The 10,681-nt window shown below is 69.7% G+C and carries 11 protein-coding genes and 1 pseudogene; 10 read left to right on the top strand and 2 right to left on the bottom strand.

The window, feature by feature from the left end:
* The 3 genes and pseudogenes from ACIBUY_RS41215 to ACIBUY_RS41225 form a co-directional block, all read left to right on the top strand.
* Positions 1 to 196, top strand: a pseudogene (locus ACIBUY_RS41215) (2-oxoacid:ferredoxin oxidoreductase subunit beta); the annotation flags it as partial.
* Positions 197 to 274: 78 nt separating this feature from the next.
* On the top strand, positions 275 to 1,120 hold the full coding sequence (gene ddaH, locus ACIBUY_RS41220) for a dimethylargininase (protein ID WP_365580737.1): 846 nt from the start codon (positions 275 to 277) through the stop codon (positions 1,118 to 1,120).
* Positions 1,121 to 1,375: 255 nt separating this feature from the next.
* Positions 1,376 to 1,837, top strand: coding sequence for a nuclear transport factor 2 family protein (locus ACIBUY_RS41225; RefSeq protein ID WP_399155423.1), 462 nt, complete (start codon positions 1,376 to 1,378; stop codon positions 1,835 to 1,837).
* A gap of 146 nt (positions 1,838 to 1,983) precedes the next feature.
* Here the strand turns inward: ACIBUY_RS41225 and argB are convergent, their stop codons facing one another.
* Entirely contained in the window at positions 1,984 to 2,904 is a 921-nt protein-coding gene (argB, locus tag ACIBUY_RS41230) for an acetylglutamate kinase (protein WP_365580733.1), read from the bottom strand.
* A 346-nt stretch (positions 2,905 to 3,250) separates the two neighbouring features.
* Here argB and ACIBUY_RS41235 point away from each other — a divergent pair, with 346 nt between their 5' ends.
* The gene (locus ACIBUY_RS41235; RefSeq protein ID WP_365580731.1) at positions 3,251 to 3,898 is read left to right on the top strand and encodes an FMN-binding negative transcriptional regulator; all 648 of its coding nucleotides are present in this window, start codon (positions 3,251 to 3,253) and stop codon (positions 3,896 to 3,898) included.
* A gap of 9 nt (positions 3,899 to 3,907) precedes the next feature.
* Here the strand turns inward: ACIBUY_RS41235 and ACIBUY_RS41240 are convergent, their stop codons facing one another.
* Positions 3,908 to 4,603: an LmbU family transcriptional regulator gene (locus tag ACIBUY_RS41240; RefSeq protein ID WP_365580728.1), complete on the bottom strand. Its 696-nt coding sequence runs from the start codon at positions 4,601 to 4,603 to the stop codon at positions 3,908 to 3,910.
* 342 nt (positions 4,604 to 4,945) lie between these two features.
* Between ACIBUY_RS41240 and ACIBUY_RS41245 the strand changes: the two genes are divergently transcribed.
* The 6 genes from ACIBUY_RS41245 to ACIBUY_RS41270 all read left to right on the top strand — a co-directional run bounded on the left by ACIBUY_RS41245 (position 4,946) and on the right by ACIBUY_RS41270 (position 10,678).
* Positions 4,946 to 6,151, top strand: a complete 1,206-nt coding sequence (locus tag ACIBUY_RS41245; protein WP_399155424.1) for a serine hydrolase domain-containing protein — start codon at positions 4,946 to 4,948, stop codon at positions 6,149 to 6,151.
* A 226-nt stretch (positions 6,152 to 6,377) separates the two neighbouring features.
* Positions 6,378 to 6,593, top strand: a complete 216-nt coding sequence (locus ACIBUY_RS41250) for an MbtH family protein (RefSeq protein WP_365580724.1) — start codon at positions 6,378 to 6,380, stop codon at positions 6,591 to 6,593.
* A 73-nt stretch (positions 6,594 to 6,666) separates the two neighbouring features.
* A complete protein-coding gene (locus ACIBUY_RS41255; RefSeq protein ID WP_399155425.1) occupies positions 6,667 to 7,356 on the top strand; it encodes an LmbU family transcriptional regulator in 690 nt (229 codons plus the stop codon).
* Positions 7,357 to 7,414: 58 nt separating this feature from the next.
* Positions 7,415 to 8,998 (top strand): amino acid adenylation domain-containing protein, encoded by a 1,584-nt coding sequence (locus ACIBUY_RS41260; RefSeq protein WP_399155426.1) that lies wholly within the window; start codon positions 7,415 to 7,417, stop codon positions 8,996 to 8,998.
* A 21-nt stretch (positions 8,999 to 9,019) separates the two neighbouring features.
* Positions 9,020 to 9,250 (top strand): acyl carrier protein, encoded by a 231-nt coding sequence (locus ACIBUY_RS41265; protein ID WP_365580715.1) that lies wholly within the window; start codon positions 9,020 to 9,022, stop codon positions 9,248 to 9,250.
* Positions 9,251 to 9,490: 240 nt separating this feature from the next.
* A complete protein-coding gene (locus ACIBUY_RS41270) occupies positions 9,491 to 10,678 on the top strand; it encodes an NAD(P)/FAD-dependent oxidoreductase (protein WP_365578356.1) in 1,188 nt (395 codons plus the stop codon).
* Positions 10,679 to 10,681 lie beyond the last annotated feature (3 nt).

A 10,681-nucleotide genomic window follows, 5' to 3' on the forward strand; every position in this document is an offset into this window, starting at 1 on the left:
GACGGCCTTCGCGCTGTCGCGCCTCGCCGACCCCGACACCCTGCACCACACCCCCATCGGGGTCCTGCGCAGCGTCGAGCGGCCCATCTACGACAGCCTCATGTCCGACCAACTCGACACCGCCGTCGAGCGATACGGCAAGGGCGACCTCGCCGCGCTCCTCGCCGGCGGCGACACCTGGACCGTCGCAGGCTGACCCGTCCGAGCCCGGCGCGCACACCCTTGGCGCGCCGGGCTCGCACGCGCACTCCCACTCTCACAAGGAGGACCCACCATGCTCGCGAACCCCGTCGCCGAAGAGGAATGGGCTGTCCAGGCGGTACGCAAGGCCGTTCCGCGCCGCCTGTTGATGTGCCGCCCGCAGTACTTCGACGTCACGTACAGCATCAACCCGTGGATGGATCCGCAGAAGCCGACGGACACCGCGACCTCCCTGCGCCAGTGGGAGGAACTGCGCAAGCTGTACGAGTCGCTCGGGCACACCGTCGAAGTGATCGAGCCCCTCGAGGGGCTGCCGGACATGGTGTTCGCCGCCAACGGTGCCACCGTGGTCGACGGCAAGGTGTTCGGCGCGCGGTTCCGGCACCGTGAGCGTACGGCGGAAGGGCCCGCGTACCTCGACTGGTTCGAGGCCAACGGGTACCGCGACGTCCTGTGGCCGGAGCACATCAACGAGGGTGAGGGCGACTACCTGCGGGTGGGGCGGCGGCTCCTCGCGGGCACCGGATTCCGCACCGACCCGCGCTCGCACGCCGAGGCACAGGAGTTCTTCGGGCTGCCGGTGACCGGTCTGACGCTGATCAACCCGAACTTCTACCACCTGGACACCGCCCTCGCGGTGCTCTCGCCGACCGAGATCATGTACTACCCGGCCGCGTTCACGCCGGGCAGCCGCGCGGTGCTGCGGGAGCTGTTCCCGGACGCGATCCTGGCCTCGGACGAGGACGCGGCGGTGTTCGGCCTCAACGCGTTCTGCGACGGGCTCAACGTGCTGCTGCCGCAGGCGGCCACCGGGCTCATCGAGCAGCTGAAGGACCGCGGCTTCCATCCGATCGGCGTGGAGCTCGGCGAGCTGCTCAAGGCGGGCGGCAGCGTCAAGTGCTGCACCCTCGCCCTGTAGAGCGGCACGGGCGGCACGAGCGCCGTGGGCGGCACCTGCTGCCCACGACGAGGATCGGCCACCGTCGCCCCGTGATGTGAGCACGGGGTCGGCGGTGGCCGGCGGCCGGTCCGGACGGGGGTGTGCACGGCCCGGCGGTCAGGGCCCAGCGTGGCCCCGGCCGCTTGAGGAACATTTGAAAGAACCTCGAGCTGTGCCGCAAAGACTGTCCGTACCAGGTCGGGACTGCCTGGAGGCACGGACGGAGGCCGGGACATGACCGTAGAGCTGGTGAGCGCCGCCGAACGCTCCCTGCGCAGCCATGAGTTCGCCGCCCTGTACGCGCAGGTGCAGCAGTTCTACGCGCACCAGATGCGGATCCTGGACGCGCACGACACCGCGCTGTGGGCCGACACCTTCACCGAGGACGGCCTCCTCGAACTGCCCTCCCTGCCCGGGCCGTTGCCCGCGCGGGAGGCGCTCGCGCGCCATGTGCGGGCCGGCGCGGTACGGCAGCGGCAGGCAGGCGGCCGCCTCGACCACTGGGTCGGCCTGCTCGACGTGAAGCCCCGTACGGACGGTTCGCTGCTCACCCGCTGCTCGGCCCTGGCCTACTGCACGCCGGTCGGCGGCGGTGCCAAGGTCCTGTACGTGTACGTCATGGAGGACGTCCTGGTCCCCGACCGCGGCGCCTGGCGCACCGCGCACCGCCGGGTGACCCGCGACGACCTGGCTTGAGGATCACTGCAGACGAACTCGGAATTCCGTACGGCACACGGCACTTGGCCCGGGGCCCCTCCTACCGTGGGACGCGCTCAATTCCTCCCTGCGCGCGCCCGCCTGCCGTGACCCTGACGAGGGCGGGCGTGTCGCCAACTCCCCTCCTACGCGGCGGACTTCGCCGTACAGGGTGTCTCCTCGTCCGGCACGATCGCCGTGCCGACCCCGTCCTCGGTGAACATCTCGAGGAGCATCGAGTGCCGGACCCGCCCGTCGATCACGCGGGCCACGCCCACGCCGCCGCGCACGGCCTGCAGGCAGCCGGTCATCTTGGGGATCATGCCGTGGCTCAGCTCCGGCAGCAGCTTGTCCAACTCGGCTGCCGTGAGCCGCCGGATGACCTCGTCGCTGTGCGGCCAGCCCGCGTACAGGCCGGGCACGTCCGTCAGCATGACGAGCTCCTCGGCGCCCAGTGCGGTCGCGAGCGCTGCCGCCGCCGTGTCGGCGTTGATGTTGTAGACGTCGTGGTCCTCGGCGCTGCGGGCGACGGAGGACACCACCGGGATCCGGCCGGCGTCCAGCAGGGTCTTCAGGAGCGTGGTGTCCACCCGCGTGATCGTGCCGACCCGCCCGATGTCGACCGGTTCGCCGTCGAGCCACGGCGTCAGCCGGGTCGCGACGAGGGTGTCCGCGTCCTCGCCGGTCAGCCCGACGGCGAACGGCCCCTGACGGTTGATCAGGCCGACCAGCTCGCGCTGCACCTTCCCGGCCAGCACCATGCGTACGACGTCCATCGCGCGCGGCGAGGTGACGCGCAGCCCGGCCTTGAACTCCCTTTCCAGGCCGTGCCGTTCGAGCTCGCCGTCGATCTGCGGGCCGCCGCCGTGGACGACCACGGGCCGCAGCCCCGCGCGCCGCAGATGGGCGACGTCGGCGGCGAAGGCCGCGGTCAGCTCCTCGTCGACCATCGCGTGCCCGCCCAGCTTGATGACGACCGTGCGGCCCTCGTGGTGGGCGGGCCACGGCCGGGCCTCGCTGACGGGCGGCCGCTCCAGGGTCGGGGCCGAATGCGGACTGGGGGTCATCGGAAAACCTCGCAATCACCGGTGAAAATGCTCGAGTTCGGGTCGACCGCGCCTTGATGTCCGGTCGACGGGACAGGGCGCCGGACAGGTCGGCCGACGCCTGTTCTCCGATGGTGGTTCATCCCCGCTCGGAAGTGAATTGTGTACGGCTCGAACGGGGCTGGAACGGGAACTCCCGTGGCCGCACGAGGGTGTTCGGCATTGCCCCGGAGAACTCTTTGACGTCAGCATGAGAAGAGGGGAAGGATCGCAACAGGTTCACTCAAGACGGGTTCGCGGACGGCATTCGCTGTCCGGGCGACAGGACGGCTGTCTTGAGCCGTACCACGGAGAGGGTGTATTCCGGATGTTCGTCCCGAGCTTCTATCGCGAGCCGCACAGTTCCTGGAAAATGGATGTGATCCGGGGGAATCCACTGGCACTCGCCGTGTCCAACGGCGACCCTGACGGCGTTCCGTTCGCCACGCATCTGCCGGTGATCCTCGACCCGGCACAGGACGTCGCCGAACCGCCGGCCGACCTGTCGGGGCTCCGTCTGCTGGCGCACATGAACCGGGGCAACCCGCACTGGAAGGCCCTCGAGGACGGCGGCCCCGTCCTGCTGACCTTCACCGGCCCGCACTCCTATGTGTCACCGACCGTGTACCAGGTGACCCCGGCCGCCCCGACCTGGGACTTCACCGCCGTGCACATCAGGGGCGTGGTCGAGAAGTTCGACTCCATCGACGACACGCTGGACGTCGTGCAGGCCACGGTCCGGGCCTACGAGCGGGACTTCGGCACCGGCTGGGACATGACGGAGTCGCTCGGCTACTTCCACAAGATCGGCCCCGCGGTGGGTGCCTTCCGGGTGCGGGTGACCGGGTCCGACGGGATGTTCAAGCTCAGCCAGGAGCAGCCCGGCGAGGTCCGTGAGCGCGTACGGGAGTCGTTCGCCGCCAGCGTCTGCAGCCACGCGCGCGCGACGGCCGACCTGATCGGCAAGCTGCCGTGAGCGGCGCCCTCACGCGCTGATGGCGGCCGGCTGCCCGGGCCGGGGTTCGGGCAGGTCCGTGACGTTCTCCAGGGTGTGCGCGGCCGCCCGGTCCAGGCTCGCCGTCACCCACTGCTCGAAGTCGACGCCGAGCCGCTCGGCGGCCTGGTGCCACCACTGGAGCCGGCTGCCGGGCAGTTCGATGCGGCGGATCGGTTCGACGGACGCGCAGCTCTGGCCGGGGGTCTCGCGCGCGGCGCGGATGGCCCGGCGCAGCTGCTTGGTGGTCCACCCGAGCTGCTCCGCGCGGTCGAGCCACGACTCCTGCTGGTCCAGGGGCAGTGAGGCGAGCTCCGCGTGGTGCTGGAAGGTCAGCGCGGGGCGGCGCCGGTCGTACGTGAACCGGCGGGAGACCCAGGCGTAGTTGCGCAGCGTCTGGTACTGCAGGCCGACGGCCCTGATGCCGTGCTGATAGCGGTCCACGTAGTGACCCTTGCCGTAGACCAGCCAGTCGCCGAGCCACCAGCAGGACGAGTCGACGATGCCGGACAGCTGGCGCCCGGCCTGCTCCCACTCGTCGAAGGAAGTGCCGGGCGGCATCCGCAGGCCGACCTTCGTGGTCATCACCTGACCGGGCCGCGGCGGCTCCCCGGGAAGCCTGCGCTGCGGCACCACGGTCCGCTCCGGTCCGCTCTGTCCGTTTCCTGACCGTTCATAAATCGCCATCAGGCCTCCATGTACGCGTGCGGACAGGCGGGAGCGTGCCACGCCGACCTGGAGCGCTCATGAATTACGACTTGTGCCGTACTGCCTTGACTTTTGTGCGCGCGGGCGGACGAAATCCCTGCTGAGACCGAGAATTCATCCCTCTTGGAGCGTCTTCCGAGGGGAATTCGGGCAGTACCGCTCCAGTGGTTCCCGAGTGGTTCGCGACCCGTTCCGCATTCCTTCTTGAGTTCCGGTCCACCGCCTCCAGTGCCATGCATGCCGTGCTCCAGTTGACGTCCGCAACCTTTTCGGACCGAAACCCGCCACGGAGCGGGCCGCACTTCACTCGAGGGGGACCTCATGAAGCTCACGATCCGCGCCGCCGCCGGGCTGCTCGCCGCCGGCACGGTCATGGCGATGGCGGTGGCCGCACCCGCGGGCGCCGCCCCCGACAGGACGAGAGCCACCGACCAGAGCGCCCACGCCGGCGTCCAGGCCGTCCTGAACCGGGCGGTGAGCGAGGGCACGCTGCCCGGGGCCACCACGCAGATCGTCGACGGCAACGGCAGCTGGTTCGGCCGCGCCGGGGTGGCCGACCGGACCACGGGCGAGCGGCAGCGGCCGCAGAACCGGTTCCGGATAGGCGGCACCACCCAGAGCTTCGTGGCCACCGTGATGCTGCAGCTGGTCGCCGAGCGCAAGGTGGGCCTGAACGACTCGGTGGAGAAGTGGCTGCCGGGCCTCATCAAGGGCAACGGCTACGACGCGAGCAGGATCACCGTCCGCCAACTGCTCAACCAGACCAGCGGGATCTACAACTACGTCCTGTCCAGCACCGTCCTGGACGCCGTCATCGGCACCCCCTTCCTGGAGCACCGCTTCGACAGCATGACCCCCGAGCAGCTGGTCGGCCTCGCCGTCGCCTACCCGCCGGCCTTCGCGCCGGGCGCCGACTGGGGCTACTCCGACACCAACTACGTGATCGCCGGCCTGATCATCGAGAAGGCCACCGGGCAGAGCGTCGCCGACCAGATCGACGCCCGGATCGTCAAGCCGCTCCACCTGACCGGCACGTATCAGCCGGTCCTCGACGAGATGGGCATCGAGGGGCCGCACGGCCGCGCGTACTCCCGCCTCAACCTGGCCGGCGCGGGCCTGCCCTCGTACGACGTCACCGAGCTGAACCCGGGCTGGGTCTTCGCCACGGGCGACATGATCTCCACCACCGGTGACCTCGACACGTTCTTCAGCGCGCTGCTGCGCGGCCGTCTGCTGCCGCCCGCCCAGCAGAAGGAGATGTTCACCATGCGGCCGACCGCCAACTGGATCCCGGACATGAACTACGGCTCGGGCGTCACCTCGACCACCCTGTCCTGCGGCACCACCGTGTACGGCCAGTTCGGCGGCACCGAGGGCTCATGGACGTACACCTACGGAACCCGGGACGGCCGCCGGCTGCTGTCGACCAACGTCAACGGCGACTGGCTCGACGGTTCGGGGTGGTCGATGCAGTCGCCGATCGGTGCCTTCGACGCCGAACTCGAAGCGGAGTTCTGCGGGGCGTAGCTCTAATTCCGCTCGAATTCTGGTTAAGCCGCTGGGTGACCGGGGTTTGTCCACCCTTGTGATGATGGGCTTCCGGACCTAAGTTCGTGAACATTCACGGGGCGCGGCGAATGCCGGGTGTCCTGTCGACCGGATGACACCGTCCGGCACCCCGCACCGATCCATGAGAAATGCCCTGACGAATTCCAATCCCGACTGGCCTCGGGACGGCTAAGGACGGTGGCAGTTGAGCACGAACCCATTCGATGACCAGGACGGCCGCTTCTACGTCGTGGTCAACGACGAGGAGCAGCACTCTCTGTGGCCGGCGTTCGCCGACGTCCCCGCCGGCTGGCGGGTCGCCTTCGGCGAGGCGGCCAGGTCCGCGTGCCTGGAGTACGTCGAGCAGAACTGGACCGACATGCGGCCGAAGAGCCTGCAGGAGGCCATGGCCTCGGACTGACCGCCGGACCGGAGCGACCGGAGCGACCGGGGTGACCGGGGTGACGGGGGAGAGGATGGTTGTGGGGACATCGGTGAGAAGCGCCGGCGGCCACCGGCCGACGCCGGTGGCCACCAGGAGCGAGCCCACGCAGCGCGATGTGGTCCTCTCCCTGGTGGGCCGGCGGGCGACGGTGCAGAAGACGGCGATGATCTTCCCCAAGGACCTGCCTGAGCGGTCCTGGGAGCGGATCGGGTCCAATCTGCGCGAACTCACGAACTCCTCGGCGTGGTGGCTCGCCGACTGGCTGCTCTTCGGCGAGTCCGCCTACGGCTGGCGGCGCTACCGGGAGGCGATCGAGCGCACCGGTCTCGACTACCAGACCCTGCGCAACTACGCATGGGTGGCCCGCCGGTTCGAGCGGCACCGCAGGCGCGACAGCCTCAGCTTCGCCCACCACGCGGAAGTGACCCGCCTGTCCCCGCCGGAGCAGGACTACTGGCTGCGCAAGGCCGAGCAGCACAAGTGGTCGCGCAACGAACTGCGCAAGGCGGTCCGCAGCGGCCTGTCCGAGCAGAACGGCGCGGGCGACGACGCCCCGGGCGGCGCCGGCCGGCAGCAGGAGGTGGCCCGGCCCACCGAGCCGGCGCAGGCGGCCACGCTCACCCTCGAGCTGTCGGCCGACCAACTGGACTACTACTCGAAATCGGCCGCCGCGCACGGTCTGCCCGTCGAACAGTGGGTGACCCAGGTGCTCGACGCCACCGGTCCGCGCTCCGCCTAGGCCCAGGACCTGGCGGCGCACCGCGGACACGGCCACCTGCTCATATCGGAGTCAGTTGATGATCCTTCAGGGAAAGCGGGTCGCCCTGCCATCGGCGCCCGTCGTCCACAAGCAGTTCGAGACGCAGGTGCGCGCCGACCCCGACGCCGTCGCCGTCGTCTGCGCCGGAGCGCAGGTGACGTACGCACAACTGGACGCCAAGGCCAACCAGTTCGCACAGTTCCTCATCACGTGCGGGCACGGCCGCGGCGCGAAGGTCGGGGTCTGCCTCGACTACTCGATCGACATGCTCGTCGCGGTCCTCGGCACGCTGAAGGCGGGCGCGGCGTACGTGCCGTTCGACCCGGCCTATCCGCAGGCCAGGCTCGAACTGCTGCTGAGGCAGGTGCCGGGCCTCGCCCTGATCGTGGCCTCCCCGGCGACGGCCCCCCTGGTCGAGTCGGCGAGCGTCGAGGTCATCGACCTCCAGCAGCTCGCCCCCCACTTGTCGGGCTTCCCGGCCACCGCCCCCGCGACCGACGTCACCGGGGACGACATCTGCTACGCGGTCTTCACCTCCGGATCGACCGGCACCCCGAAGCTGACCGCGGTGCGCCACGAGGGCTGGTTCAACCTCATGAACTGGCTGCGGCTCGAGTACGGCCTGCACGCCGGGTCCAACAACCTGGTCGTCAGCGCCCTCGGCTTCGACCTGTCCCAACGGGCCCTGATGACACCGCTGTTCTGCGGCGCCACCCAGCACCTGCTGGCCAGCCGGAACTTCGACGCGATGCTGGCCTACCGGACGCTGACCGAGCACGACATCCGCGTCGTCCACTGCGCCTCCAGCACGCTGTACCTGCTGGTGGACTGGGAGACGGCCCGCGGCGGCGACGCCCTGACCCGGCTCGACTACATGCTCTTCGGCGGCGAGCCGCTGAAGTTCGAGCGGATCGAGCAGTGGTCGCGGCGCGAGGGCAACACGTGCACGCTGCTGCACCAGTACGGCGTCGCCGAGTGCACGGACGTCGCGACGTCCTACGACCTCGCCGCGCACCGGCCCGGCGAGCAGCAGGTCGCGCCCGTCGGCAGGCCGGCGTACAACACCGACATCCACCTCCTCGACCCCGACCTGCGCGACGTCGCACCGGGGGAGCAGGGGGAGATCTGCATCTCCGGGGCGGGCGTCGGCGCGGGCTACCTCAACTCGGGCCCCGAGAACGCCAAGTTCACGACGATCGAGGTCGACGGCGAGCCGCGCCGGGCGTACCGCACGGGCGACCGCGGCTATGTGACCGAGGCCGGCGAGCTCGTCATCCTCGGCCGGATCGACGCCCAGGTGAAGGTGCGCGGCATGCGCATCGATCCCACCGACATCGAGCGGGCGCTGGCCCGGCTCGACGTGGTCCGCGAGGCCGCCGTGGCGGTCACGTACGACGACGCGGGCGAGGCCGGTCTCACCGCGTTCCTCGTCCCGGCCGGTGCCGGGCTCGACGAGAACGACGTGCGCACGCACCTGCTCGCGGACCTGCCGCGGAACATGGTGCCGGCCCGGTTCATCACCGTCCCGCGGCTCCCGCTGAGCCCGCACGGAAAGGTGGACCGCGCGGCACTGGTCGAGGCGCACACGCACCGGATCGCCGACAGCGTCACTGCGGCGTAGACGACAAGGGAGACGAATGCCATGACCGCCGACGCGGTGCGCACCATCTGGTGCCGGGAACTCCAGCAGGACGACATCGGGGACGAGGACAACTTCTTCGCCCTCGGCGGCCAGTCAGTGATCATGGCCAGGATCCAGGGCGCCTACATCGAGGAGTTGGGCGCCGAGGTCCCGATGGACCAGATGTACCTCAACCCGACGGTGGCGTCGATTTCCGCGTACATCGAGACGCTGGGCGCCGTGACCCGATAACGACGAGATTTTGGTGCCGTGTTGTGTCCCGCCGGCGGGACACAACACGGCATCGGTCTGTCCTGGGTCGATCGGGTTCCAAATGTATTTCCCGGGCCGGTCCTGGTGGCTAGCATCGAATTGGTGCGCAGCGGCCTTTCGAATACGTGGCAGAAATACCGCACTTGAGCCTTACTAGATTCTCGGCCGAGTCCGCCAGGTCAGCATTGCCTTCAAAAACAATCCGGTTGGAGCGGCGATATGTACGACGTCATTGTCATAGGCGCCCGCTGTGCGGGCTCGCCCACGGCCATGCTGTTCGCCCGGGCGGGATACCGCGTCCTGCTCCTGGAGAAGGCGCGCTTCCCGCAGGACACGCTGTCCTCGCACTACATCCACCTGGAGGGCGTGGCGCTGCTCAACCGCTGGGGCCTGCTCGACAAGCTCCGCGACGCGGGCTGCCGGCCGATCACCCGGCAGAGCTACGAGGGGCCGGGCGTCCGCATCGACGGCTTCTCGCTGCCCATCGACGGCCTGCGGACCACGTACGCGCCGCGGCGGTTCGTCCTCGACCCGATCCTCGCGGCCGGTGCCGTGGAGGCCGGTGTCGAGTTCCGCGAGTCCTGCGCGGTCAACGGCCTGGAGTTCGAGGGCGACCGGGTCGTCGGCGTGCGGTACACCACCCCCGGCGGCGCCGAGGCGACGGACCGGGCCCGGCTCGTCGTCGGCGCCGACGGCATGCGCTCGCTGGTCGCCCGCAAGGCCGGCGCCGCGAACGTCATCGAGCACCCGCGCCAGACCTGCACCTACTACAGCTACTGGTCCGGGGTCCCCTCGCACTTCGAGCTGTACGAGCGCCCGGGACGCTGGGTCGGCGTCATCCCCACCAACGACGACCTGACCCTCCTGATGACGTACTTCCCGCAGGACGAGTACAACCACGTCCGCAAGGGAGTCGAGCCGTTCTACCTGGAGACCTTCCGCTCCACCGCGCCCGAGCTGTACGAGCGGATGCAGTCCGGCGAGCGCGTCGAGCAGCTGTACGGCACCGGGCACCAGGAGAACTTCTTCCGCAAGGCCTACGGACCCGGCTGGGTGCTGGTCGGCGACGCGGTCAACCACAAGGACTCCATCACCGCCCGCGGCATCACCGAGGCCTTCGTGCAGGCCCAGACGCTCACCGAGTACATCGGCGAGGACCTGCACGACGACGCCGCGCTCGAGTCCGCGCTGAGCGCGTACGAGGACGCTCTGGGCGAGGACGCCTTCAGCCACTACCAGGGCGCGCTCAACGTGGCCGAGCTCAAGCCCGAGGGACGCGTCGAGATGCTGCGGAAGCTGGTCGGACACCAGGAGTTGATCGACCGGTACTTCTCGACGCTGTCGGGTGCGTGCTCCATCGACGACTTCTACAACGACGAACTCATGACCCTGCTCGACCAGAGCTGAGTG

Origin of the sequence: Streptomyces sp. NPDC050085 (assembly GCF_044460595.1) — a bacterium.
GTDB lineage: Bacteria > Actinomycetota > Actinomycetes > Streptomycetales > Streptomycetaceae > Streptomyces.

Bases quoted from the DNA above. Each gene is read 5' to 3' on its own strand.
- ACIBUY_RS41265 (WP_365580715.1), top strand. From the start codon at position 9,020: ATGACCGCCGACGCGGTGCGCACCATCTGGTGCCGGGAACTCCAGCAG.
- ACIBUY_RS41225 (WP_399155423.1), top strand. From the start codon at position 1,376: ATGACCGTAGAGCTGGTGAGCGCCGCCGAACGCTCCCTGCGCAGCCAT.
- ACIBUY_RS41260 (WP_399155426.1), top strand. From the start codon at position 7,415: ATGATCCTTCAGGGAAAGCGGGTCGCCCTGCCATCGGCGCCCGTCGTC.
- ACIBUY_RS41245 (WP_399155424.1), top strand. From the start codon at position 4,946: ATGAAGCTCACGATCCGCGCCGCCGCCGGGCTGCTCGCCGCCGGCACG.
- argB (WP_365580733.1), bottom strand. From the start codon at position 2,904: ATGACCCCCAGTCCGCATTCGGCCCCGACCCTGGAGCGGCCGCCCGTC.
- ddaH (WP_365580737.1), top strand. From the start codon at position 275: ATGCTCGCGAACCCCGTCGCCGAAGAGGAATGGGCTGTCCAGGCGGTA.
- ACIBUY_RS41270 (WP_365578356.1), top strand. From the start codon at position 9,491: ATGTACGACGTCATTGTCATAGGCGCCCGCTGTGCGGGCTCGCCCACG.
- ACIBUY_RS41240 (WP_365580728.1), bottom strand. From the start codon at position 4,603: ATGGCGATTTATGAACGGTCAGGAAACGGACAGAGCGGACCGGAGCGG.
- ACIBUY_RS41235 (WP_365580731.1), top strand. From the start codon at position 3,251: ATGTTCGTCCCGAGCTTCTATCGCGAGCCGCACAGTTCCTGGAAAATG.